The 22,743-nt window shown below is 65.5% G+C and carries 25 protein-coding genes and 3 pseudogenes; 15 read left to right on the top strand and 13 right to left on the bottom strand.

The features are described 5' to 3' along the window. Nucleotide 1: 1 nt before the first annotated feature. Nucleotides 2-571: a hypothetical protein gene (locus tag MKCMC460_RS29415; protein WP_015388910.1), complete on the bottom strand. Its 570-nt coding sequence runs from the start codon at nucleotides 569-571 to the stop codon at nucleotides 2-4. Between the two features lie 681 nt (nucleotides 572-1,252). Between MKCMC460_RS29415 and MKCMC460_RS29410 the strand changes: the two genes are divergently transcribed. Together MKCMC460_RS29410 and MKCMC460_RS29405 are read left to right on the top strand one after the other, a co-directional pair. Next, nucleotides 1,253-2,287, top strand: coding sequence for a hypothetical protein (locus tag MKCMC460_RS29410; protein ID WP_084028306.1), 1,035 nt, complete (start codon nucleotides 1,253-1,255; stop codon nucleotides 2,285-2,287). A 16-nt stretch (nucleotides 2,288-2,303) separates the two neighbouring features. Continuing rightward, on the top strand, nucleotides 2,304-2,834 hold the full coding sequence (locus tag MKCMC460_RS29405; RefSeq protein ID WP_015388907.1) for a hypothetical protein: 531 nt from the start codon (nucleotides 2,304-2,306) through the stop codon (nucleotides 2,832-2,834). Here MKCMC460_RS29405 and MKCMC460_RS29400 read toward each other — a convergent pair. The 4 genes from MKCMC460_RS29400 to MKCMC460_RS29385 form a co-directional block, all read right to left on the bottom strand. Next, the gene (locus MKCMC460_RS29400) at nucleotides 2,812-3,069 is read right to left on the bottom strand and encodes a Txe/YoeB family addiction module toxin (RefSeq protein WP_015388906.1); all 258 of its coding nucleotides are present in this window, start codon (nucleotides 3,067-3,069) and stop codon (nucleotides 2,812-2,814) included. The two genes, MKCMC460_RS29405 and MKCMC460_RS29400, sit on opposite strands and share 23 nt — an antisense overlap. After that, nucleotides 3,066-3,350 carry a type II toxin-antitoxin system Phd/YefM family antitoxin gene (locus tag MKCMC460_RS29395; RefSeq protein ID WP_007172404.1) on the bottom strand — a complete coding sequence of 95 codons (285 nt, stop codon included), beginning with the start codon at nucleotides 3,348-3,350 and terminating at the stop codon, nucleotides 3,066-3,068. The genes MKCMC460_RS29400 and MKCMC460_RS29395 overlap by 4 nt, the downstream gene beginning before the upstream one ends. 81 nt (nucleotides 3,351-3,431) lie before the next feature. Further along, nucleotides 3,432-4,196 carry a hypothetical protein gene (locus tag MKCMC460_RS29390; RefSeq protein WP_015388905.1) on the bottom strand — a complete coding sequence of 255 codons (765 nt, stop codon included), beginning with the start codon at nucleotides 4,194-4,196 and terminating at the stop codon, nucleotides 3,432-3,434. Between the two features lie 2 nt (nucleotides 4,197-4,198). Then, nucleotides 4,199-4,894 (bottom strand): ParA family protein, encoded by a 696-nt coding sequence (locus MKCMC460_RS29385; protein WP_041321564.1) that lies wholly within the window; start codon nucleotides 4,892-4,894, stop codon nucleotides 4,199-4,201. An 889-nt stretch (nucleotides 4,895-5,783) separates the two neighbouring features. On the opposite strand from MKCMC460_RS29385, the gene MKCMC460_RS29380 reads away from it, so the two are divergent. The 7 genes and pseudogenes from MKCMC460_RS29380 to MKCMC460_RS29350 all read left to right on the top strand — a co-directional run bounded on the left by MKCMC460_RS29380 (nucleotide 5,784) and on the right by MKCMC460_RS29350 (nucleotide 10,996). Then, complete coding sequence (locus MKCMC460_RS29380; protein ID WP_238306180.1) at nucleotides 5,784-6,479, top strand: DUF2637 domain-containing protein; 696 nt, start codon at nucleotides 5,784-5,786, stop codon at nucleotides 6,477-6,479. 221 nt (nucleotides 6,480-6,700) lie between these two features. Beyond that, nucleotides 6,701-7,153: pseudogene (locus MKCMC460_RS31955) on the top strand (hypothetical protein); the annotation flags it as partial. 249 nt (nucleotides 7,154-7,402) lie between these two features. Then, complete coding sequence (locus tag MKCMC460_RS29370) at nucleotides 7,403-8,212, top strand: hypothetical protein (protein ID WP_238306179.1); 810 nt, start codon at nucleotides 7,403-7,405, stop codon at nucleotides 8,210-8,212. Between the two features lie 27 nt (nucleotides 8,213-8,239). Beyond that, nucleotides 8,240-8,554 carry a hypothetical protein gene (locus MKCMC460_RS29365; RefSeq protein ID WP_041321561.1) on the top strand — a complete coding sequence of 105 codons (315 nt, stop codon included), beginning with the start codon at nucleotides 8,240-8,242 and terminating at the stop codon, nucleotides 8,552-8,554. A 75-nt stretch (nucleotides 8,555-8,629) separates the two neighbouring features. Next, nucleotides 8,630-8,935, top strand: a complete 306-nt coding sequence (locus MKCMC460_RS29360) for a type VII secretion target (RefSeq protein ID WP_015388901.1) — start codon at nucleotides 8,630-8,632, stop codon at nucleotides 8,933-8,935. 16 nt (nucleotides 8,936-8,951) lie between these two features. Beyond that, nucleotides 8,952-10,658 (top strand): PPE domain-containing protein, encoded by a 1,707-nt coding sequence (locus MKCMC460_RS31590; protein WP_176213608.1) that lies wholly within the window; start codon nucleotides 8,952-8,954, stop codon nucleotides 10,656-10,658. Next, complete coding sequence (locus MKCMC460_RS29350) at nucleotides 10,655-10,996, top strand: hypothetical protein (RefSeq protein ID WP_015388899.1); 342 nt, start codon at nucleotides 10,655-10,657, stop codon at nucleotides 10,994-10,996. Before MKCMC460_RS31590 ends, MKCMC460_RS29350 begins: the two co-directional genes overlap by 4 nt. A 132-nt stretch (nucleotides 10,997-11,128) precedes the next feature. Here MKCMC460_RS29350 and MKCMC460_RS29345 read toward each other — a convergent pair whose 3' ends face one another. The 7 genes from MKCMC460_RS29345 to MKCMC460_RS29315 form a co-directional block, all read right to left on the bottom strand. Continuing rightward, a complete protein-coding gene (locus tag MKCMC460_RS29345) occupies nucleotides 11,129-12,340 on the bottom strand; it encodes a helix-turn-helix domain-containing protein (RefSeq protein ID WP_309297913.1) in 1,212 nt (403 codons plus the stop codon). A 360-nt stretch (nucleotides 12,341-12,700) separates the two neighbouring features. Next, entirely contained in the window at nucleotides 12,701-13,117 is a 417-nt protein-coding gene (locus tag MKCMC460_RS29340) for a hypothetical protein (RefSeq protein WP_007172373.1), read from the bottom strand. A 183-nt stretch (nucleotides 13,118-13,300) separates the two neighbouring features. Next, complete coding sequence (locus MKCMC460_RS29335; protein ID WP_015388896.1) at nucleotides 13,301-14,011, bottom strand: helicase associated domain-containing protein; 711 nt, start codon at nucleotides 14,009-14,011, stop codon at nucleotides 13,301-13,303. 61 nt (nucleotides 14,012-14,072) lie between these two features. Then, entirely contained in the window at nucleotides 14,073-15,164 is a 1,092-nt protein-coding gene (locus MKCMC460_RS29330) for a helicase associated domain-containing protein (RefSeq protein WP_238306178.1), read from the bottom strand. A 374-nt stretch (nucleotides 15,165-15,538) separates the two neighbouring features. Continuing rightward, nucleotides 15,539-15,823, bottom strand: a complete 285-nt coding sequence (locus tag MKCMC460_RS29325) for a hypothetical protein (protein ID WP_015388892.1) — start codon at nucleotides 15,821-15,823, stop codon at nucleotides 15,539-15,541. Nucleotides 15,824-15,838: 15 nt separating this feature from the next. Continuing rightward, complete coding sequence (locus tag MKCMC460_RS29320) at nucleotides 15,839-16,366, bottom strand: hypothetical protein (protein WP_139803242.1); 528 nt, start codon at nucleotides 16,364-16,366, stop codon at nucleotides 15,839-15,841. A 49-nt stretch (nucleotides 16,367-16,415) separates the two neighbouring features. Continuing rightward, nucleotides 16,416-16,856, bottom strand: a complete 441-nt coding sequence (locus MKCMC460_RS29315) for a WhiB family transcriptional regulator (protein WP_015388890.1) — start codon at nucleotides 16,854-16,856, stop codon at nucleotides 16,416-16,418. A 306-nt stretch (nucleotides 16,857-17,162) separates the two neighbouring features. Between MKCMC460_RS29315 and MKCMC460_RS29310 the strand changes: the two genes are divergently transcribed. Then, nucleotides 17,163-17,669, top strand: coding sequence for a helix-turn-helix domain-containing protein (locus MKCMC460_RS29310; RefSeq protein ID WP_015388889.1), 507 nt, complete (start codon nucleotides 17,163-17,165; stop codon nucleotides 17,667-17,669). A 129-nt stretch (nucleotides 17,670-17,798) separates the two neighbouring features. Here MKCMC460_RS29310 and MKCMC460_RS29305 read toward each other — a convergent pair. Further along, nucleotides 17,799-18,982 (bottom strand): annotated as a pseudogene (locus MKCMC460_RS29305) (RNA-guided endonuclease InsQ/TnpB family protein). Between the two features lie 138 nt (nucleotides 18,983-19,120). Here MKCMC460_RS29305 and MKCMC460_RS29300 point away from each other — a divergent pair. The 5 genes and pseudogenes from MKCMC460_RS29300 to MKCMC460_RS29280 all read left to right on the top strand — a co-directional run. After that, nucleotides 19,121-19,243, top strand: a pseudogene (locus tag MKCMC460_RS29300) (type II toxin-antitoxin system ParD family antitoxin); the annotation flags it as partial. 532 nt (nucleotides 19,244-19,775) lie between these two features. Beyond that, complete coding sequence (locus tag MKCMC460_RS29295) at nucleotides 19,776-20,216, top strand: hypothetical protein (RefSeq protein ID WP_238306177.1); 441 nt, start codon at nucleotides 19,776-19,778, stop codon at nucleotides 20,214-20,216. 211 nt (nucleotides 20,217-20,427) lie between these two features. After that, nucleotides 20,428-21,507: a DUF6036 family nucleotidyltransferase gene (locus MKCMC460_RS29290; RefSeq protein WP_015388884.1), complete on the top strand. Its 1,080-nt coding sequence runs from the start codon at nucleotides 20,428-20,430 to the stop codon at nucleotides 21,505-21,507. A 108-nt stretch (nucleotides 21,508-21,615) separates the two neighbouring features. Further along, nucleotides 21,616-21,888, top strand: a complete 273-nt coding sequence (locus MKCMC460_RS29285; RefSeq protein ID WP_139803215.1) for a hypothetical protein — start codon at nucleotides 21,616-21,618, stop codon at nucleotides 21,886-21,888. Nucleotides 21,889-22,091: 203 nt separating this feature from the next. Then, nucleotides 22,092-22,550, top strand: a complete 459-nt coding sequence (locus MKCMC460_RS29280; protein ID WP_139803214.1) for a hypothetical protein — start codon at nucleotides 22,092-22,094, stop codon at nucleotides 22,548-22,550. The last annotated feature ends 193 nt before the right edge of the window (nucleotides 22,551-22,743 follow it).

The raw sequence follows: 22,743 nt of genomic DNA, 5'->3' as shown, positions 1-22,743 counted from the left end.
GTCACCGGGCACGGCGAGCCGGTTCGGGCATGCGCCACTTGATGAGGAATTCGGCCCAGCCGCGGCCGCGTCGCTGTGGCCGGCCGAGTGCTACCCAGTCAGCGTGTGGTGCATCGAAGGTCCAGCGGAACACGTGGCGCCGCGCAGGTGTGCGCCTGCAGGTTGGGGTGATGTAGGCAGACAGGTAGTTATGGCCTGCTGCGACAAGCACTTTGGTGAACGTGGACCATTCGTCGTCGTCTTCCCACCAGAGGGCGGCAAGCTGGCCGGTGTTTTCCAGGTCGGTCAATTGTTCGGACTCAGTGTGGGTGTCGACCGCGTGGACGAAGCGCATCCACGTGGGATCGTCTCGACGAGGCTTACCGAGCTTCTCCCACAACGCATGTGCATTGTTCCAATCCCAGGGCTTTTCCCAGAACGCCCACGAGTCACCCGACCACGCGACAGCGTTCGTGTCGGAAAGCACCTGCGCGAACTCGAACACGGGTCGGCTGAAATCGCTCCAGCTCCACCCGTCCCTGGGAAGATCGTCGATTGACGCTGGCGGCGGCCACGTGGCCTGGCTGGTCATGTCTCACATTCCTTGGTAGTCGGGTGGGCGAGTGCGGGTGGTCGCCCACGTTGTTCATGCATAATAGCTGTTATGCATGAACAATGACGGCTGGTGTGGCAAATTTCGCGGTTTGGGTTGGTGTCTCTGCAGCGGCTGACATCGCCGAGCCGGCATATGTTCCAGCGTTGCAGCGGGCCCTCATCGATTGCCCTCCTAGCCGCCGGCGGTGCCGGTGCGCATCGCATGCCGCCGCGCGCCCGTTGATGACTCGGGTCGGGCCAACTATTCACCCCGGGTGGCGTAGGGCTCGTCGCCGCAGGTTTCGTCACAGTGACGGGGTTTGGCGCGTCATCGGCGCGCAGGCACCGCGCGCCCGCAATCTGACCATCGCTGCCCGGCACACGCGTGTCCGGCGCGATCCGTTTCGTATTTTTGTTTCGTATTTTCGTTTCGTTTCGTTGCGTCATTGCTCTACCGCGACGAAAGCGGTAAAATTACGGAATGAGCGAAACTGCCCCGACGGACGACTCCGCGCCGCGGGATCGCTGTAACTACCCCGGCTGCACACGCGCTAGCCGGCCGGACCCAGCCACGGGCCGTCCGTCGCGATACTGCGAACAGCCCGACAGCTCCGGCGGGCCGGTGCATAACCGCGCCAACGCGTGGCGGGCCCGCCGCGCGCAGCGTGGTTCGGTCGCGATGCAGGAGGAGGTTGGGCTGGCCTCCGGGGTGTCCCTGGCCCGGGCCACCTTGGAGCAGCGGTTGGACGAATTACCGGAGAAGGTGGCGGACCTGCGCGTGTACCTCGATGACTTGGTGGTCCAGCTGCGGGCGGCCGGCGACGTCGAGGCTGCGGGCGCCGAGGTTGAAGATGCGCACCGGGACGCGCTCGCGAAGGTGACTGAGGCCGAGCGACGCAGCGCGACCGCTGAGCGCGCCGCCCGGCAGGCTAACGAGCGCGCACAGACCGCCGAGCGTGAACGCGAAGAAGCCGATGCGCTGGCCGAGGACGCGATCGCCGAAACGGCGCGTGTGCGCGAGGAGCTGCAAGCCGAGATAGCCCAGGTTCGCGCCGAGGCCGAGAGCGCGGTAGCAAGCGCGCAGGAGCAGTTGGCGGCAGCGCAGGCCGAACACCAAAATGAACTCGCGCACCGCGGCGCCGAACTTGACCAAGCGCGCCGCGACGCCAATGCCGCCCAACTTGAGGCCGCCTCGGCCCAGGCCGCCCAACAGGCCGCCGACGAGGCGGCCGAGCGTGAGCGTCACACCGCTGCCGCGGTGCGTCGTGAACTCGACCAAACCCGCCGCGCGGCCGAAGAAGAACGTCAACGCCTCCAGGCCCAGGTCGACTCCGCACGCGAGGCCACGCAGCAGACCGCAGCCGAGTTAGCCGGTCTGCGCGCCGATCTCGCGACTGCGCGTGCTGAGGCCACGGCCGCACAGCGAACGATAGAAGCCGAACGGGAAGCCTTGGCATCGCTCAACCAAGAGCTCGAGCGACTACGCGACGACGCACGGGCAGAACGAGAAAGGCTTCGTATCGACCACACCGAACAGCTCACCCAAATGCAACGTAGCGCCGACGAACGGGTGCACACCCTTACTGAGGCCTTGGCACTCGCCCGTGAAACCACCGCCGCGTATCGCGCCCAACTCCCTCAAACAGCACCGCCGAGCAGCTCTCCCCGACCACCGTCGAAACGATCATCGCGTCCAGCCCCCGAGAAGAAATGATCCGAGAACCTCGACGATGGTCCACCGATTCGTGATCCGCCGCCTGGGCTCGTTGCCCTGGCCTTCGGGCCTGGGCAAGAACGCAGGCCCGAACCATCCGTACAAGCAGCTCGAGCGCCAGCTGCGTGCCTACCTCGGCGACGACCGCCATTTCAGCGCCACGGCCCATAAACGCGCCTACCTGACCGAAGATCCTGAGTATCGACGGATCGTCCTGTACGCGCTCACTCAGACGTCGTGGAGCTCAGGCCTGCTCGATGACGTGGAGGCCGCCACCGACCTGTCCCGATCAGCGCCCCTGCTCAATGAGCCGCTGGCCTTCGATTCTGAGTGGGACGACTGGGCGCGGCCTCACTGCGGCGACGTCGGTCTCTCGCGTGCCTGGCTGGCAACCCCGCTGCGCATCGCTGGCCAGGCGATCGTGGACGGCCGGCATCGCCTCACATACTTGCGATTTCACCGCCCGCCCGAGAGTACGAGATCTTGGTACGCGTGGACACCTAGATCAGTCGGGTTCAAGCTGGTCAGTAGTGGTATCGGGCTTTGAGGATCTTGATTTCGTTATCGTCTGCGCGGTAGACGATCCGGTGTTCGTCGTCGATGCGCCGTGACCAGTACCCGGATAGTTCACCCTTGAGCGGTTCTGGTTTTCCAATCCCAGCAAACGGGTTGCGCTGGATTTCTGCGATGAGTCTGGTGATGCGCCGTGCTGTTTTGCGGTCGGAAGCCAGCCAAAATAGAAAGTCCTCCCACGCGGCGGGATCGAAGTTGATGCTTCTCACTCCTGGCCGCCGGCCATCTCCTCGAGTTCGTCGATCGACTTGGTGTAGCTGCCGGGGGTGGGCCGGGTGGCGTTGTCTCGGGCGACGGCCTCCATGAGTCGGCGGGCATTCTCGGGGGAACGCAGGAGGTAGACCGTTTCTTGCCACGAATCGTAGTCAGCGGCCGACATGAGCACTGCATCTCCGGCCTTGGACGTGATCCGCACAGGCTCGTGGTCGGTGTTGACTTGTTCAAGCAGCGGAAAGAGGCGCTGCCGGGCCTCACTTGCACTGATAGCCATGACCTCGGCCCTTCTAACCGTACCGATACCCAGTACCGTTATTGTACGGCATTATCGTACGGCTTTTGGGGTTGGTGTGCCTCAGGGCGAGGTCTTCTTGAGGGGCGGAAGAAAGACGTCCAAGGCAGCAGCGACCATTTCAGATCTGTTGGTTTCGCGTGTTCCGGGGCGCTGTTTGGCGATGCGAGCGCTGGCCCAGTCGGTAAGGGTCTTCATGACTGCGAGTTCGCCTTTGGTCGGGCGGATGCGTACCGGTAGGGGTGTGTCCTGGGACGTGCGGCCCGGGGCTTCACGGAAGGGGAAGAGGTCGCCGGGTTTTGGGCCGGGTCGGCGGTTGAGGATGAGCGTTGGAAGTTCCTGGGCATGTGCGCGGAGCGCATCGAGCACGAGGGCTGTGTGACTGGGGGCGTGGGCGCGGGCGCGTTCGAACCGTTTGACGATCGAGGCGGGGATGCTCAGGACAGTCGGCGAAACGATGTGGGCGGTGGGGTCGTCAGGATCGATGTCCAGTGTTGGCATCGCGCCGGGGTCACTGTCAGCCTTGTCGTGCGAGACATCTTCGATGGCGTCGTTTTCTGCCGTGGCGCGGTCGTGTGATTCGGCCGCCGGCTGGGATTCTGCTGGCGCTGTGGCTTGCGGCTCGGCTGGGGGCGGTGAGGGCGTTGGTGCAGGCGGAGTCGGCGCCGCCGCAGTGGTGGTGCTGTCGCTACGGCCGTCCTCGGCGGTGAGTGGTTGATCGAGCGCTTCAGCCGCCCCGAGCTTGGGGTGGCGCGGCTGGGGGGCTTGGCGGGTGCGGCGAGCGCGACGCTCGTGGAGTTGATGGATACCGCCGAGGTTGTCGCTCATGGTCAGCCTTGGGCTTTCTGGGCGTAGGTGATTACCGCCCGGGCGACGTCGGTGATCTCGTCGACGAATTGGCGATTCTTGGCGGGCACGGGAGTGCGCGCTGCGACGGCCATACGTAGGGATCGGCGGCTGAGCCAGCCGTATTTGCCGATTGATGGGCCTACGGGGACGTTGTAGGTCTCGCTGATGCGTTGTAGCCAGTCGACCATCTTGCGCGGAGCTGCGTCGACCATGTTGGGGATGATGAGCAGCGGGAAGGCGCGAAGTTCGTCAGCCATGCCTTCGAGGGCTTCCAGAGGCCGGGTTTCCAGGACGATCGGTACAACGATGACGTTGGCGGCAGCGATGGCTCCGGAGGCGCTGGGGTTGGCGTCGTCTCCCCCACCAGGGTGGGTATCGATGACGAGGGGTCGGCGCCATTCGGCGGACCATTTCTCAAGCTGGGTCGTGACGTGGTCTTGCGGGGGCTGGTTATTGCCCCAGTCGGGGTGAGATGGGACCAGATCAGCGCGGAAAGGGCCTCCGGTGAGCGGGCGGGGTGTTCGGCTGTTTTCCATCGCATCAAGCAGCGGCGCATTGGTGCGGGTTTCGTAGCGGTATCCCCAAGCACGGGAGGCGCCGCCGCGGTCCCAGTCGAAGTCGATGAGGATGCCGGCGAGCAGCCAGGCCAACTCTTTGGCGATTTCGGTTTTACCCACTCCCCTTTGTGCGCTGCGACCGCCACTATGAGGTCTTGCAAGGTCGTGAGCAGTTGCGGGTCCGGGTCACTGACAGCGAGGCGTCGGGCTGCCTCAAGGGTTGATGGATTAGACAAGGGAAACCTTCTCTCCTTCACAGGGGGGCCCTTACCTCGGGGGGGCCGGGCCCGAGAGGCGGGGCCCGAACGGGAGGCCCTCCGCCCGCTACGTCCAACTCCCCCCGCGTGCAGCTACGCGAAGCATAGCGCGTAGCTCGGTGCGCGCGCTACTGCACACGTTGCGGCGTGTCAGGATGCGTGAGGTAACGCGTGCGATGGGCCGCACCATCTGCCGTGGTCTATCCCGTGGCGTAATGCGTGTGCTGTTGCCTGCAATAAGCCGCGCATGATCGCGTGCATTGATACTCGCGTTATGTGCCATGCTACCTCGCGCCCTGTCGTGCGCGCTCCCTCTCGCGGTACCACGCCCGATAGTACGCCCGCTATCTCACCCACTATCGCACGCGATATGTCAGCTAAGGCCGCACGGGATATCTCGCGGATTGTCTTGCGCCATACTTCGCGGTGCGCAGCGAATGCCCGAATTGCATCGCCGCGAGTAGCGCGTAAGGGCTTTGGGGCCGGTAGGTTTTGCCTGTGGAGCGTTTCTTGATGATCTACCAGCTTAACGGCGCGGAGGGGGATATACCGAGGTGACGACCATTGAGGCCCGCCGCAATGGCGCAGTGATCCCGGGCGACAGTGACCGCGAGACGAGCACGGTCGGTAGTCCGATCGAACCGCGGCAACCAACCGGCAGTGGTGAGCTCCATACGGAGTCGCGGTCGCCTATGCCTGCCTCCCGGAGGGGTGAAGAGGCGCATGACGACGCCGAGCGGACTTTGCGCCTCGTGATCCGAAGCCGCACCGCATCCGTGTGGCTCACGGTGTTTATCGCGACCATCAGCTTCGTGTTGTCGTTCAATTCGCTGCGAAGTCTCGCCGCGATGACGGCGTGGCCGGGCTGGCCGTCGTGGTTGTCGCCGCTGCTTGTTGACGGTGTGATCATTCTCGCGACCCTGGTAATCGTGTCGCTGGCGCCGTATCGCGCGCAGTTCTGGAACCGGGTTTTTCTGTGGACAGTGTTAGGTGTTGGGGCGTTGGTGAGTGTCGGCGGTAATGGCTTGCACGCGTGGCTATCTACCGGGCATCTGGTGTCGTGGATGCGGTGGGGGTCAGCAGGGTTGGCGTGCGTGCCGCCGGTGGCGCTATTGGCGACCACGCACATTCTGGGGATCTTGTGGCGGTTTGATCCGGTGCCACCGCCGGATGCGCGCTCGCAGGTGCGTGACCGGGCGCTGGAGCTGGCCGCGCAGCGAATGGACCGGTGGGAGGCAGCGGCGGCCAAGCTGCACGAAGAGGGGTATTGCCCGAGTGTGCCTACCGACAAGATGGTGCAGGTGCTGCGGTACTTGTATGAGTCTCGGCCGGCGCTCTCACTGCGCGCGATCGGGGCGAAGCCGGAGGTCGGGTTGCACCACGACACGGTGGGAAAGATTCGCGACGCTGCCGGTGCGGCGCTGGGCATGGCGACTGGCGAGGTGTAAGTCCGCACCTCAAACGGGGAAATTCCGCGTTCGCACGCTGGATGCCGCTATGTCGTGCGCTATCTGCTGCGTTATCTCATGGAATATCTCACGCGCTTGCTGACCGGTCGGGGTTGCGCGGGGAATCGATCCAAATCGGTGGGGCGCGACCGTCGCATAGTGCCGGCAGGCGGCGGTAGCGTTTTGCCCAACGACCTGCACTTAGAGGGGATTTGGCCGCGATGGGCTTATTTGACGTCTTCGATGACCTGTTGGATGACCTGACGGGCATATTCGACGGGGATGATGAGGGCGGGGACGGCGGCGATGATGGGCCTCCCGAGCAGTGGGGGCCGGGTCCGCTGCCCAACGCAGGCCCGCCGTGGGGGCCGGCGCCGCAAGTTCCCAACGGGCCCAGTGGTTTACAGCAGGGCGTCGATCAGGCCGGAACGACCTACCAGCAGGCGAGCGGGGCGGTGAATCAGACGGATGACAAGCTGTCTGACCTGCTGAAACAGATCTTCGCCGCCAATGATGCGGCCCGGTCGAAAATCAGTGGGATCGTGGGCAACATTGAGACAGCGCGCCGCGCGCTGGCGGCGAACCCACAGATGGCCAATGATCCGCACGCTATGGCGTTGTTCAACCAATTCTTGGATGGTCAGCTGGCCGAGATTCAACAGGTTCTGGACAGCTCGAAGGTCGATAGCAAAAAACAGGCTGAGTTGCTGGCCGCCCTGGGTGATGAGTACCGCGGTACCGCGGGTGGGGATCATCCGAAGAAAAAGGGCGCCGGAGGGGCGAACGGCGGCGGCGGTGATGGCGGCAACGGTGACACGGGCGGTGACACCACTGATAGCGGCGGTGGCGGTGGTGATGGCGGCAGCGGTGGTGGTGATGGCGGGGGCGCCGGTGGGGGCGGAAGCACTACAGGCGGTGGGGGATTGACCGACCCGTTGGCGGGCTTGGGCGGTGCGGGCATGGGTGATCCGCTGTCGATGTTGGGTCCTGCGATGGCGGGTCTGGGTTCGATTCCGGGCGCCTTGGGTGGGGCGGCAGGCTCACTGCCGATGGACGCCCTGGGCGGCCTGAGTGGGCTTGCCGGTCAGGGCGGTGGAGACGGATTTAAGGACACCGACGCCCACGATCACGGCAAGTCCGACGATTTCGAAGACGGCCCGCACGGCAAGGGTGACGGTGATGGCGGGAAAAACAATGACGGGGGGGCCGGTAAGGACGACACCGGCAGCAAGAACGGGCAGACTCAGCCCGCGGGGACGACGCAGCCTGCGCCGAGCACCCAGCCTGCGCCGCCGGCCGCGGTCCCGGCCAGTGCGGGTGGTGACCCAAGCCAGGTGGTGCAGATGCCGGACGGTTCTCCGGTGACGGCAACAACGGCCCAACACGCCGCGGCGGTGCGTGGGGTCCTCAACGGTCAGACCGTCACTGATGCCTGGAAGCAGGCTCATGTGGAGCTACCGCCGCCAGGTACACCGGTGACCGCTCCGGCCGACCCGAGTCATTTGGTGCCCGGTGAAATCGCGCAATTTAAGAGTCGTGACCCTGTGATGTACATGGGTAATGGCAAAATCTGGCTGGATGGGCAGCTACAACCACAAAGTGCCCTGCCTACAGGTGATTTTTCGGGCTGGATCGACCCACCTGGGCTGGCGGGTACTCCCGCTGTGCCGCCTGCGCCGGGCAGCCCTGCTCCGGCAGGCCAGCCGACGACAACGAATACCAGCGGTACCTAAATGTGGGGCCTTGATGCGGGAGTCGCGGTGACCGACGAACAGCTGCCAGAGGAAGGTGCCATTCCCACTGTCGCGGAGTGGTCGGCCGATGGCGCCTTGATGGTCGCGGTCGACTGGCAAGGGGAGGGGCTGCAGGTCCAGCTCGAACCCGAGGTCACCCGGTCGTGGACCGCAGAGATACTGGCGGATCGGATTATGCGTCTGCACCGGTTGGCGTTGATGCGGGCCCGCGCCGAACAGCGCCAGCGTGTCATCGAGGAATACGGCACAGCGCTGCCGACGACCCCGGGGTGGCCCAGTTTGACCGACGTCGACGAATACCGGCACACGATCGATTTTTAGCCAGCGCCGACCGATGCGTAGCCCGCTAAGTCGTTGTTAGGCTTAGCAAACAGCCAGTTCAATGGGAGGTATGCGGTGGCCGGCAACAGTGCGACGCTGGATTTCGACGAGTGGGATCAGCACGCGCAATGGTGGGATCAAGAGGGTCCGCGGGTGCGTGAGCGCCTCAGCGTCGACCCTGGCACAGCGCAAAGCGTGGGACAACGCTTCGGCGACATCGGATGGGAAGTGCTTCAGGCGTTGAACGAGACGCTGCAGGCACGTGCTGAGGCCGGCCAGGCGCTGGGACAATACTGCGAGGGTGTGGCTGGCCATATTCGGTCCAGCCTGGCCTCCTACCAGCAGACCGAAGCCGACAACCAGCAAACCCTGCAAACCTAACCATAGGGCTTGCGCGGTGGCGGATTCAGTACGGGTTGACACCGACGTTGTCCGCTCGGCGGGCCGTCAGGCCGACGCGGCGGGCGGGACCGCAACGCCCGGTTCAGGTCAGGTGCAGCCAAGCGCCTCGGACATGGTGTCGGTGGGCGCGAGCACCCGTTTCACCGCACAGGTGGGCTTGGCTCGCAAATACACCACGATGGCCAACACGATGGCGCGCCAGTTCGGGGTGAAACTCGATGCCAGCGCCGGCGCTTACGACGAGCAGGAAGTGCAGTCCGCAGGGACGTTGGGCAGCCCGGGATCGGGTGGGGCTGTGCGGGCGGTGTCGGGTACGCGGTCCCTACCGGCCGCGCATGTGGTGCCCGCGGATCTCGTGTCAGGCGGGGCAGGTGGCGGTCTGCCCGCGGGTGAAGTCCCCACCAGCCCGCGTGACATCGCCAGGTTGATTGAGACCGGCCGGGCCGGCACGGGCAAGCAGACCTGGCAGGCCATGGAAACCAGCCTGCGCGGCGAAGCCAAACAACTGCGTGAGGCTGCCGATCAACTGGGCACCGCGATCAGCACGGCCGGTGATGGATGGCAAGCAAAATCCGCCGATGCAGCCACGACCAAGATGCGGGCACTTCAGACCTGGTATGAGGGCCATGCCCACTATGTCGACGGCCTGGCTGAGCAGGCCAAGGCCCACATTCAGAACTTCTCCAAAGTCGTCACTGATGTCCCGCCGTATCGCCACGTGCTGGACGCCGAGCGGGAGCTCAAAGCCGCGTTGCAGTCCAATGCCCGCGCCGGCGGCGCCCACCGGGTGGCTGTGGTCAACGCGCAAGTGAAGGTCAGCAAGCTCTACTCGGCCTCGACGGCCGGGTTCACCACGTACACGTTCTCCGAAGCGGCGCCACGACAGCCCGACGTACCCAAGCCGCCGCCGGGCCCAAGCCCAGATGTTGCGCCGGTTACCCCGCCGACCGGAGCCGGTGACGGCCCGGTGGGACCACGACAACCGCAGCATTCACCCAAGAGCGCACCGGTGGACCCGGTGCAGGGAGGTCCTGGTCTAGGAGAGGACCTGACACCGGGGCCGACATGGCCGCCCGGCGCCCCTGACCCGGCGGCCCCCGCGGACCCACTGACCGATGCCCTACCGGCGACGGCCAGCTCGCTACCTTCGGAAGTCATCCCGGGAATCATGGGCGGCGTCGTAGGCGGCCTAGGTGGGGTTTTGGGCGGCCTGACCGGCGCGGGCCAAAAGGCACTACAGGGCTTAGAACAGGCGGCCGGGCCGGCGATGAGCGGTTTGGGCCAGCATCCCGGCGGCGGTGAACCGCAGCACGGCGGCGACCAATCCCCCCAGTCACCGGAGCCTCCCTCGGCCGGCGATCTGTCACCCCCCGATGATCTGGGCGCCGGCGGGGGTGGGGGTGATACCGAGCCCGCGGGCGGGGAGAGCCCCATGGCCGCACCCCCCGAAGTCGCCGCACCGGCCGCGGCCGCGCCGGCGTCGGCACCCTCGGCGCCGGCGGCAGCCGAAGCACCGGCCCCGGCGGTGGGCGCCATGGGCCCGATGATGCCGCCCATGCGCGGCGGCGGTGAGGGATCGGGCCCGGACAACAAGCAGCTCTACCAGGAGCGCAAGCTGAAAGTGGTGGCGCCGCCCAACAGCGAGCCGGTCAAAAACCGTCGAGAAGGCCGCGCCAGACCCGATGATCGGAAGAAGCATTGAGCACCCCTCAGGAAAGAATCGCCGACGTCGACCAGGGGCTTCGCGTCACGCGAGCGTTGCTGGCCGAACTCAACGCTGCCGCCCACAACATGCGCGAACGCGACCCGATCAGCGACGTGGTGATAGCGGCGTTCGACTCCGACGGGTATTTGAGCGACCTTTTCATCAAACCGACCGCACTGGCCGATTACACCCACACCGGGCTGGAAGATCTGATCACCGACGTGCTACGCGAAAGCTTCGATCGTTTATTCGAGGCCAGTAATGCGATCATCGACCGGTACTGGGGCCCGGAATCATCCTGGCACGAGCTCAAGGCACTGCGCGACGACTGGTAACCCACCACCCGGCGCGCTATCGCATCAAATATCTCGACGACTATCTCACCGCATGTCTTGCGCGGTGTTCACTGCTCCCGCTCACGGAGATCGGGCCGCGACGATGGGAGGTACGGGGCGCGTCACCGCGGGTTAGCGCCACAGGCCGCGCCGAGTCGCGTCCGGGGTGGGAGTGCCGGCGCGCCGGGCGCGGTCGATGAGCGCTTCGATGCGTGCCTGTTCGGCGGCAGCCTCAGCGGTTCGACGCTGCGCGCTGCGCTGTCGCGCGGCCGCCAGGGCGGCGAACACGTCAGCGCGGCCGGGACCGGACTGCGCGGCCTGGCCCGCGGCCCGGCCGGCCAGATGTGCGCGGTGCTCGGCCGCACTCTGGGCGCGGCGCCGTTCTTCGGCGGCGCGGGCTTGAGCTTCGCGGGCCTCGTCGAGAGCGGCCGGGCGATCGGCCAGGTTGTCCGCACCGTGCCAGGCCAGGATCGCCCCCAGCAATCCGATCGGACGTGCGGGGCTGTCGGGGATGCGCCGGCCGACGCCGAGCCAGTCGGTGACGAGCTGGTTGAGGTCACGCGGGGTCCAGCCGGCGGCCGCCGGCGCGGCCAGCATGGCCGCCCAGCTGGTCGGGGTGAAGCGGCGTGCCCACGGTGGGGCGTGCGAATCGGCTCGCCAGGCCGCCGCCAACTGCCGCCCTCCGGGGTTTGGAGCTGGGCGGCGCGAAGCGACGCCGTGCCGGGCGCCCTTGTGGCGCCCGTGGGTAGTAACCAGTCCTTTTGAAGGTGAGGTGTGGGTGGTTACTGGGGACCGTTCCAGGTGGGGTGACACGGTGTGGATAACCCGGTTGACCTGGGCATCGTCGTGCAGCGCCCATACCGACGCCCAGCCGCGGTGGCGATCGCCCATTCGCCAGGACGCCATGCGTTCGATGTAGGTGCGTTGGCGACCGCGCAGGACCTCGGTGGCCACGCCCAAAAGGCGCAGGCATTCGCGGGCCCGCTGGACGGTGCGCTCGGTAAACCCGGTAGCGCGCTGCAATTGGTCGTTGGTTGGCCGGGCGTTGCGGCCGGTGTCGGCGTCGGCAGTGCGGGCGAAGGCGGCCGCGATCGCGACCAGGGTGCGTTTGGCGATGCCCCCTGAGGTCATCTGCGACCGGATCTCGGTGTAGCGCAGGTCGTAGGCCGCGGCCACGGTGACGTGCGCCCAATAGGCGCCACCACCGGACCAGCACGGCACGCCTGCGTAGGTGTCCTCGGCGAGCTCGAGGTTGACGAACACGCTCGCCGGCGGGGGATCACCACCGTGCAGTCGGTGGCCGCGGCGGATCTGCAGCACCTGGGCTACCGGGGTTGTGCGCACGACACCGCGCCGCGGGCGAACAGCGCTACAACCGCGATACGTGCGGGGCCGCGTAGCAAACGGCCGACCAGGATCTCGGCCGCGAGAAATGTCACGGTTTACACACCGTTCGCGCGGCGGATCTGGAACCGCGGCAAGGTATGCGCTACCGTGAGACGAGCTGTCCAAGCTACGTCCCTTTCAGGGGCAACGGGTGCGGACCCGGAACCGAGCTGCCAACTCGGTTTGAACCCTCTAGACAGAGGCCCCGTTAACGCGGGGCCTTCGTCATATCAGCGGGTAGAGCCGCACCGCCTATTGAGATGTCACATCTGCCCGGCAAGCGTCAGCCACGACGAAAGGGGGGCCGGGCGGGAGATTTCACATCGCCAGCGGCAAACCCTCCTCAACACAGGTGGGGGTTCGGGCATACTCAGGCAACCCGACGTGGACCGCGAGGACGTCCGCGATATAGGGGGCCACTTGGCCGCGATGCGAACCGGACTGGGCGGCCTGTCGAGCAAGCCGTTCAGAAACCTCGCGATGCGGCCGCGTCATGATCCTGTTGTCCCGCGAGTCACCCCGCAGGCCGTCCAACTTCCGGGTCGCCGCGATCGGCAGCTGATTGAACTCGCGAACATGCTCAGGTAGGCCGACATAGAGAGCCAGAACGTCAGCGATGTACTGAGACATCGACGACGAACCCGCCTCTTCTGCCATGGCGATGAGACGTTGCGTAACGGCTGGATGGTTTTTCACCATGTGCGCGCCGCGATCACCTTTGCTTGGAGGAGCCATAGAAGATCACCTTGCCAGGGGGTTCGGTTGCAGCAACCGTGACACGCCGAAGGATCGACGGTTTGTCAATAAGGTCTGGAGCAGGGAGTATCGGGAATTCCCGATCAGCAATGAATCAGCGAGAATTCGGGTGCGGGGGTGGGGGATTGAGACCCCACCGGGTCCGCGCCGTCGAACGCACGCTCACGCCGCATTGACCTGTCGGCCGGGGGCGTCGCTGTTCCATACCCAACCGGCCAGCGCTTGCAGGCGTGCGGTTCGGCGCGGGTCCAGCGCGCCTTGCCGGTAGGTGTAGCGCTGCGTGTTGACCCATTGACCCAGCCGGAACCTGTCGGCGCTGATGTGGCCATGAGGGACACGGGTGTGACCGTGCTCGTCGACGAACTGGGTCAGGGCGGTGAAGCCGCGTTCCCAGCGCTGCTCGCCGCTGGCGCCCCATACCCAACCCGGCAGGGCTTCCAGCCGTGCCGCACGGTCAGCGTCCAGCGCGCCTTGCCGATGGGTGTGGCGCTGTGCGTTGACCCATTGGCCTAGGCGAATGCCGTCACCGGTGATGTGTGCTGACGGGACGCGAGCGTGGCCGTGCTCGTCGACGAACTGGGTCAATGCGGCGAACCTGCCGTCCCACCCGCAGTAAACGCCTGGGGTGCGGTCGCGCCGGCGCCATACCCAGCCTGGTAAGGCTTCCAGTCGTGCGGCCCGGCCGTCCTCGAGCTCGCCGCGGTGGTGCTTGCGGCGTTGGGCGGACACCCAGCCACCGAGGTGGAAGCTGTCGCTGCAGGTATGCCGTGACGCAACGTTGGCGTGACCGTGCTCGTCGACGAACTGGGTGAGCGCGGTGAAGCCGCGTTCCCACTGCTCATCGAGCCTGTCGCTCCAGGCCCAGCCCGGCAAGGCTTCTAGCCGTGCGACACGCTCGGCACTGACGCGGCCTTGGCGATACTTGCGGCGCTGGTCACGCGCCCACTGACCAAGTTTGATCCCGTCGCAGGTGAATGTAGTCGTTGGGGAAGCGGGCGTGACCGTGCTCGGCCACATACGCCCCTAACGTGGCGAAGAGCCGTTCCCACAGGTCCTCGCGGCTTTCTCGCCATACCCAGCCCGGCAACGCTGCTAGCCGCGCGGCGCGAGCGGGGTTGAGCCGGTTGTCCTGATGGGAAGCACGCTGGTTATCCACCCATTCACCGAGGCGAAAGTGGTCGGTGGTGATGTGAAGTCGAGCCACGTTGGCGTGGCCGTGTTCGGCAACGTACTGGGTGAGCGCGGTGAAGCCGCGTTCCCAGCGCTGCTCCAGCCACTCCTCGTGGCCCGCGTTCCCGCTCCAGTCCCAGCCCGGCAACGTTTGTAGACGTGCGGCGCGTGCGGGGTCGAGGCGGTTTTTGCGCTGGTCTCGCCGCTGGTCTGTTACCCATGCGCCGAGACGGTGACCGTCATCGGTGATGTGGGAGCCGGGGACGCGGGCGTGGCCATGTTGGGCGACGAACTGGGTCAGCGCGGCAAAGCCGCGTTCCCAGCGGTCTGCGCGGCTGTCGCGCCATACCCAGCCCGGCAACGCTTCCAGACGTGCCGCGCGTGCGGGGTCAAGGGTGCTTTGTTGGTGGCGGGAACGTTGGTTGCCCACCCATGTTCCGAGCGGGGTGCCGTCGCCAGAGACATGGTTTTGCGGGACGCGCGCATGACCATGCTGAGCGACGAACTGGGTCAGCGCGGCGAACATGGCATCCCAATAAGCCTCGCGGGGTGTAGCCCAGCGCGGGCCGAGCAAGGCGGCAAGCTGCGCTGCCCGCTGATCATCAAGTATGTTGGCGCGGTGGGCTTTTCGCTGCTCATTGAGCCAGCGGCCCGGGAAGCGACCGTTTTCAGTTCGGTAGTCCTCGGGTATGCGGGCGTGGCCATGCTCGGCGATGAACGTGGTCAGTTCGTCCATCATGTCAGCCCAGCGAGTCGGTGTGCGATGCTGCGGCCGGGCGTGCTGCGAGCCAGGGTGATCGCCGGCGGCCGGCGATGCGGGAGTTTGTGGTACCAAATCCTGTGTGGCCGTGGTCATTTGGTGTCCTCTCTGCGTCGGGTGATCCCTGATGTTTGTGCACATGTGTGAATCACAGGCTGGGAGAATGGGAGTCGCCCTTATTCAGGTGTGCGACGGCCCTGGGTTGGGTGAATGGTGTTCGGCAGCTTGGACTCGCGGTCGTAGACAGCTCGGAATCAGGCCGGTGAAAGCGCCCGTGCTCGCGCCGTGGCGGTGGTGCGTGACGTTGTTGGCGGCCGATGCTGGCTCCGCAGGGCCGGCTGGCCGGCGCGGTTCGCGGCTGAGGTGGTCAAGCAGGCCCGCCTCGTGAATCGAGGTGAACGCTTCGTGGATGGTCATCATGAAAGTCCTTGCGGGTGTTGGGGATAAGGGCCCGGTCACCGGCCTCCGGCTTAGCTGCCCACGGCAGCGGGATGGGTGTAAAGGTGGGCGATGAGTTCGACCCACCGACACGCGTCCTCGCGGCGCGCTGCCAGTACATGCGGGGGTGGGATCTGGGGGGCCGGACAGCCGGCGCTGGCGACCGTCGCGGTCAGATACAGCCGCCAGTAAAGGTGGCCGGCGGGCCGAAATGCCCCGCAGATCACCGACGTATCGTCATCGAAGACCGTGATGCGTTCCGTGCCGTTGTCGTCGACGCTGGCGATGACGGGATGCTCTGCAACCGCCGAGCTCATGGGAACCTCCGTGGTCTAGGTGTGCTGTGGCACCAGATTGGTTGCGCAACTTTGACCCGAGCCGTGATACCAACCGCCGATGTTGTCGTCGAAGTGTCTTGGGGTTCGCGCCCGGGCGATGTGATGGATCGCAAGGTGCACGTTCGCCCCACGTCCGAGGAACGCAGCTTTTTGGAGGACACCGTTCTGGATGTGGTCGCCGTCGCCGACCAGCAGGAGCAGCGGTCGGAAATCAGAGCACGGCAGGCCGAGACTGCGTTGCAGTCGTTGCTCCACGGTGGCGAGGGCCGCGTGTATCGCACGCGAATCGCGGGGGCCAACAACAGCTGCCCCGAGGGCGAAAACCTTAGCGCGCGCGGTCTGCGTGATCGGGCCGTTGGACGTGCTCTCGATCATCAGACATTCCCACGCCTCACCGCGAACCTCGGCAACGATCGCCTCGACCCCGCCTGCGTACCACCCTTCTACCCATGTGTGCGTCAGGCCAGCAGCTTGGGCCGTATGCGGCTGCCAATCACCGCCTTTGAATGCCTCGGTCAACATGCTTTCCACACCCCTCCTGGTTCGTTCGACACCCACGGCGCAACCAATTTCACGCGACAGCGCCGGCCTGAAAGACCAGGGGATCGTCGTCGGCGTCGGTTTCCTCGTCGTCAATGAGCTCTGGTAGCGGCGCGACTCGGATATCGCCGAGCTCGGTGCGCCGGCGTTGTTCGAACTGGGCGGCGAGCCGTGCGTAGACGGGTTTGAGGGCCTTGGGCTGGGCGCCGGGCAGGATTACTCCGCCCCAGATTCCATGGGTGGCGCCGGTGGCCACGGCGTTGTAGCCGCAGCGGCCCCGAAAAGGGCAGTCGTTGCAGCGCTTGATGGCGCGGTGCTTGGTGCGGGGGTTGAAGAACAACTCGGGGTCTTCTTGGCAGGCCAGATGTTGGCTGGTCTGGAAGAGACGCACGTCGGCGCGCATCTGGAAGGACGCGAAGGGTCTGGCGCCGGCGGGGGGGTTATCGGCCGAAGGGGTCAGGGCGGTGGTCATGGGAGGCGTCCTTTCTGTAGGTCGTCGGTTCTTCAGCGGCTCGATCGCCCGTGAATTACCCGTAATCTAACAGAATTTCTGACGGTTTTGACGGTTCTGACGGTTATAACCGTCAGAACCGGGGGTGGCGGCGCATCGACGGAGAGACGGCAGGCGGACGCCGTGCGCACTGTTGCCGCATGTCATGTGCTGTTTCAGTGGTCGAGGTGCGCCCGGCAGTGCCCGTCAGAAAATCAGCCACGAATTTGACGGTCTTGACGGCTAAGACAGGTGGATTTGACGGTTCGTCGGGCAAGATAGCGAGTTATGACCTCAGATCGGCTCGGCGTTGCGGTGCGGCTTCGCCGCAAGCAGCTCAAGCTGACCCAATCTGAGGTCGCCGAGCGGGGAGGGCTGTCGGAGTCAACCGTTCGCGGGGTCGAAAACAACCGGTTATCCCAACCACACGCCAGCACACAGCGTGCATTAGAGCGAGGCCTTGCGTGGCTGCCCGGCAGTGTCGAGGCAATCCTGAAAGGTGGCGCCCCTCGCATCCAGGAGACGGGCGTGCCGGCTGCGCCTGCGGACAGGGATACCGCTACGGCCGCGGGGGACCGCTTGGCCCTTGCTCAGCGCCTGATCAAGATGCGTCAGGCGTTCCTCGAGCACCGCGACACTATGCCCGAAGCCGCCCGCGCTCGGATGGACGAAGAGTTCAGCGCCGCGTCTCGTGAAACTGAAGAGGCGTTGATCTGGATGCTAGCTTGGCTACGGGAGGATGAGCGCGACGAAGCGATCCGGATCTTGGCTGAGTTAAGGAAGTTTCGTCCGTGAGGTGCTTCCCGCTTCATCGGTGCGCGCGCAAGTGATGTCGTGCGGTCCGCAACAAGTTGCTGGTAGTAACAAACACCTTGACGTCCTCCTCTGGCTGAAAGCCAGTGGATTCCAACCCGATCCCACTACCTAGGCGGCAGGAGAGCTGAGTTGAGGTTCACGGTTCGTCGACCGGCCAATGCCGAGGTCTTCCCGTGCTGTCACCGCCCGTCCGGCGGCGATGTTACGTGCGGCGTTCACATCGGCGTTGCACGGGCCCGCATCGCAGGCTTCGCAGGCGAAAACCGCTTGGCTCTTACGGTTTTCGGAGCGAGGTGCCCGCACGCCGAGCAGCGTTGCGACGTGTACGCGGCCGGGACCAGTTCGACCCGACCAGAGGCTTTGTGCTGCAGACGCGCGGCCAACCGGCCCCAGCCGCTGCGGCTGATACCGCGATTGAGGCCGCGTTTTTGGGCGACCCGTTGCCCGGGTTTCTCGATGGTTCCGCGCGCCGAGCAGGTCAGCGCCCGCACATCAAGGGCTTCGAGACGGATCGTGTCGAAGCGGTGTGCGATGTCGGTGGTGGTCTTTTCGAGCCAGTCTTTGCGTCGGTTGCTGTCGCGGGCCTTGAGGGTGGCGATCGCGCGCTTGGTACGGGCTCGCCGGTTGGAGCCACGCCGGGCGCGGGCCAGCCGCCGTTGGAGCACTTTCAACCGCCTGGTCTCACCGCGGCTCAATCCGGGGGCGTGCAGCAGTTCCCCGGTCGACAAGGCGGCCGAGACCGTGACACCGCGGTCGATACCCACCACCGAGCCATCACCCGGCCCGCGGACGGGGTCGGGGATGTGGGCGAACGCGACGTGCCAGCGGCCGGCCCTATCACGGGTGATTCGGTAGGACTTCACACCGTGGGGGACCGGCCGCGACAGCCGGAATCGGACCCAGCCGACCTTGGGCACCCACACCCGCGCAAACCGGCGGTTGAGCCGCTCGACATGCTGGGCCTTCACGCCGACTTGGCGAAAACCTTCGTGCACATCGGCTTTGCGCCACCGCGGGCGGCGATGCGTGCCGGCGAAGAAGTTGCGCATCGCCTGCGCGAAATCTCGCAAGGCCTGCTGCTGCACGGTCTGCGAGCCCGCCGCCAACCAGCTGTATTCGGCACGCGCGGCGGTCAATCGAGCGCACTGCTCGTTATAGCCCGGGGGGCGACGACCCGGCCGCCAATGCAGCTGCTGCTCGACCGCCAAGTTCCACACATAGCGGGCATGGCGACAATGCTCGGTCAACACCACCGCCTGCCCGGCAGTCGGAAGCAACCGATACCGCGACACCCCGCCAACCTAGCCCTCACCACCGACAACCCACCGAAAGGAGACGCGGCGTTTCCTCCCCCCGCCTAAAGCCAGGGGTCTCCACGCCGCAACACACCGATGACAAAGGTGCCGTGCGAGGGGAGGCAGATGTCTGGTGAAGCTCGACTTCGGGCACTGCGCGAAGCGCTGAAGGCGGGTGAACGCAGCGGCGCTTCAACACCGTTCGACTGCGATGCGTTCCTCGCCCGTAAACGTGTCCTGAACCCGCAAGGCCGGTGAGCGCATACGTCCTTTCACCAACGCATGGACGTCGACCGCCACCTTTGACCTCAGAGAGCCCCGGTCTGATCTTTACGGGAGATGCGACCGGGGCCTCCGGGGGAGGCCCGCACAGACAGGCATCCGGCCTGTGTGTACGACCACCAATAAGCGTAGAACAGCCATCTTCGCGGCCGCGCCGCAGACACGAACACATTCGGTTCGTGACAACCCGGATGTCCGCCGATTCGGGGCCGGTGTCATATCCGAAAGGTAGCCTGCGGCCATGTTCGATATCCCGATGCCAGGAATGCCGCCACCGCAGCGGCATAACCTTCCGGTGAGCCGGGCCACGTCGACGCCGGCCCGTGTCCACGGCAGCCCTGCTGGCGGGTCCAACCATGCGCGTCAACCCCAGACGGCATGGCAGCCGCGTACCGCTGCCGAGCAGTGGTGGCACTACAGCCGCGGTTGCGCGGCAGCGCTGCGGGCGGGGCGCGCGCCAACTCCGGTCCAGGTGTACGGGCCGGTTCTGGAACCGGGAGAACAGGCGTTGCTGAGCGCCGAGATCGACTACAGCCGCTTTTGTGGCGGCGACGGCCGGTACTCGCCGCTGCCGCTGATGGTCGCGGGCCGCCCGGCGGTCATGTTCGGCGCGTTGGCTGTTCAAGGGGTGGTGAATCATCGGCGTAAGGTGGCCGCGGCCCAGCGCGCGGCAGCTCAGTGGCGGTATCACCAAACCTGCCCGGTGATTGTGACGACCGACCGCCTGATCTGCACCACCGCGGCACACGGCATGGTCAGTTTCTGGTTCGGAGCGTGCACGGAGTTCTACCCGGATTTGCAGCAGTGGACGTTGACATTGGGCTTTGACTCGACTTACCCGGTGCGGCTTAGCGGCGCGGCGGCCCCGGCGCTGAGCCTGTGGAGCGCTTACGGCGTCTTGGGTGATGGCTGGGTCGATGATCCGCGCTTGGCGCTTCTGGTCAGTTGAGTAGCCTATCCCCAACAGCGGGCGTCCGTCGACGCAGCGGTCGCACGAGTACACGGGACGGTTGAAGCTGCGGTCGAGGAATGGCGAGCGATACAAGCCGGCGCCGGCCGATGAAGCTCATTGAAATCCTTCGTCTTTGCGTCGCTAACCCGGGTAGATCCGCTCTTAGAACCTGGCTTACTTCCGTGCGTGGTGCGCGTATGTTAGTGACATGGAGCTGTGGACCGTCGACCAGGCAGCCCGACACTGGAGCGTCACCACAGGGCGGGCGCGCAGCATCTTGTCCAACCGCGGCATCCGCCGCATTACTGGATATCCTGCTGCGGACGTTCGCGCAGTGCGCCGCCGCCAGGGCGCGCGCACGGACCTTGCAGCACCGGCGCACGCTCTTAGCCTGTCGGACGCTGCCCAGAGAATCCGGGACGTCGCGGACGACCGCACCCGGCTGCGGATCTTCTTCGAATTCACCCGCGGCGCCGACGAATCGGGGCCAGCCGCCCTGTCTTTGATCAACGACGAACCGCCTTTGACCGGCGACCCGCGCCATGACGCGTTACTGGCGGCGATCGCTGAACACCTCGCCGGAAGTTACGGGCTGCCGGGACCGCTGTGGAGCATCACCACCGAGCGCTTCCTGGACGCCCCGTGGTGGATTTCCCCTCTGCCGTCTGCGCGCACCCGCGCGATGTTGTGGGCGCCGGCCTCGTTTCGTCGCCGCGGGATCTACCTTGATCGTTACGACCTCACCCACGATGGAGCGAGCAGAATGCCTGAGCCGCTATTTGATCAGACCGAGCTGCGGCGTGCCTTCGTCTCGTTGGCGCAGAAGCTCGAACGTCGCCGTGTTGTCGGGCATGTCCACGTGGTCGGTGGTGCCGCGATGATCTTGGCCTACGACGAAACTCGCACCGCAACACGCGATATCGATGCTCTGTTTTCTCCTGACGGGCCCATGCTCGCCGCGATCCGCGAAGTCGCTACCGAACACCGGTGGCCCTCTAGCTGGCTGAACAACCAAGCTGCAAGCTATGTGTCGAGAACACCCGGGCAGGGGAGCCTCGTCTTCGACCACCCCTACCTGCAAGTCGCCGCGACGCCACCGCAGCATCTGCTCGCGATGAAGGTCCTGGCAGCTCGGGCGGTCAGAGATGGCGATGACGTGCAATTCTTGCTGGGTCACCTGAATATCAAGTCTCGCGCCGAGGTCTGGGCGATCGTCGAACGGTACTTCCCAAACACCGAGATACCGACGCGCTCAAAAGAACTCATTGACGATCTCCTCGCCGAGTAACCGCGGCCCCAGAACCGTCATTTCGAGGGCGCAGCAGTCGGCCGCGCTTTGCAGATCCGTGCTGCTTAGGCGATGTGTAGGCGCGACACCGGCGGTAAGATGCGGTTCATGGCAGCAGGCAAGTTCACGATGGATGTGGCGGAAACCGAGGCTGGCTTGTCCAGTGCGGATGCGGCGACAGCTCAGCAGTCCGGTGCCGGCCTTAGCAGCCTCACCATCGGCGGATACATGACGTCCTTGGTGGGGGCGGCCATTGGTGGCCGTGCGATAGGTGAAGCCCAAGCAGTCGGCCGCGCGACGGCAAACACCGCAAGTCGAGAGTTCAGCATCGCGACAGTTCAAACCACTGAAGCGGGCAACTCAAGCATTCTGACGACATAACGACAGGGGAGCGGCGCATGAGTTCATCACCTTGGTCGAGGGCTGGGTCACCATCGGTGACTCTGCCGCCACCTCCGGCGCCTACCCCTGGGCCTGGCGCGACCGCGCCGCCGACCGCAGTTCCGTTCCCAACAGGATTCGCGCAGAACAGAACACGCCGTCGGGTTTGGCCCTGGGCCGTGCTTGGACTGCTACTCGCGATCGTGATCTCAGCTGTCACCGGATCGCTAGTCACGCTCGCGGTCGCGCACAACGATGCCCACACCAGCGGCGGGCCATCTGCTGCACCATCAGCATCACCGTCTGCGCCGCTCGCGCCTCAAGTCAGCGCGGCCGATGCGACGGCGGCGAAAAATCACTTGTGCCAAGTGTTCGATACGTCGGTGCGTGGGCAAGAAGGGCAAGGTGGCTTTCGGGTCCAAGGCAATGTGAATGTTCCTATAGTGTTGCGCGCAGTCAATAGTGCATTAGCTGTACAGAATGTGCTTAGTCCTGCTGTTCCCGCCGACGTCGCGGCTTCTGCGCGGAAATACATATCCACGACGCTGGACGTAACAACGGCGGCGATGGGCAATACACCCACACCAGAAGTTAATCGGCTCACGGATGCGGATGGCGACGCGATTGATGCGCTGCTCGGCGTGTGCGGGTTGCCTAGGTAACCACACGAATGGCGTCAGCAACCAGCCCCGAGCCCAATGCCGGCGATTTTCCCGAGTGGTGGGCAGAACGTAACAACAAGCAGGCGGAACGGCTACTGAGAGTGGTCAGCCGGGGGCCAGTGCGCAATATCCAACCACCTTCACTACCCCATCTCGGGAGCGATCACCCGCGACCGCAGGGCCCTTTTGTCAA

Origin of the sequence: Mycobacterium sp. 20KCMC460, from assembly GCF_022179425.1 — a bacterium.
Lineage (GTDB): Bacteria > Actinomycetota > Actinomycetes > Mycobacteriales > Mycobacteriaceae > Mycobacterium > Mycobacterium kiyosense.
This window is presented reverse-complemented; position numbering and strand designations above follow the sequence as displayed.

Coding starts and splice junctions, on each gene's coding strand:
- MKCMC460_RS29415 (WP_015388910.1), bottom strand. CDS start 571: ATGACCAGCCAGGCCACGTGGCCGCCGCCAGCGTCAATCGACGATCTT.
- MKCMC460_RS29410 (WP_084028306.1), top strand. CDS start 1,253: ATGCAGGAGGAGGTTGGGCTGGCCTCCGGGGTGTCCCTGGCCCGGGCC.
- MKCMC460_RS29405 (WP_015388907.1), top strand. CDS start 2,304: ATGGTCCACCGATTCGTGATCCGCCGCCTGGGCTCGTTGCCCTGGCCT.
- MKCMC460_RS29395 (WP_007172404.1), bottom strand. CDS start 3,350: ATGGCTATCAGTGCAAGTGAGGCCCGGCAGCGCCTCTTTCCGCTGCTT.
- MKCMC460_RS29390 (WP_015388905.1), bottom strand. CDS start 4,196: ATGAGCGACAACCTCGGCGGTATCCATCAACTCCACGAGCGTCGCGCT.
- MKCMC460_RS29340 (WP_007172373.1), bottom strand. CDS start 13,117: ATGGCTCCTCCAAGCAAAGGTGATCGCGGCGCGCACATGGTGAAAAAC.
- MKCMC460_RS29330 (WP_238306178.1), bottom strand. CDS start 15,164: ATGACCACGGCCACACAGGATTTGGTACCACAAACTCCCGCATCGCCG.
- MKCMC460_RS29325 (WP_015388892.1), bottom strand. CDS start 15,823: ATGAGCTCGGCGGTTGCAGAGCATCCCGTCATCGCCAGCGTCGACGAC.
- MKCMC460_RS29320 (WP_139803242.1), bottom strand. CDS start 16,366: ATGTTGACCGAGGCATTCAAAGGCGGTGATTGGCAGCCGCATACGGCC.
- MKCMC460_RS29315 (WP_015388890.1), bottom strand. CDS start 16,856: ATGACCACCGCCCTGACCCCTTCGGCCGATAACCCCCCCGCCGGCGCC.
- MKCMC460_RS29310 (WP_015388889.1), top strand. CDS start 17,163: ATGACCTCAGATCGGCTCGGCGTTGCGGTGCGGCTTCGCCGCAAGCAG.
- MKCMC460_RS29290 (WP_015388884.1), top strand. CDS start 20,428: ATGGAGCTGTGGACCGTCGACCAGGCAGCCCGACACTGGAGCGTCACC.
- MKCMC460_RS29285 (WP_139803215.1), top strand. CDS start 21,616: ATGGCAGCAGGCAAGTTCACGATGGATGTGGCGGAAACCGAGGCTGGC.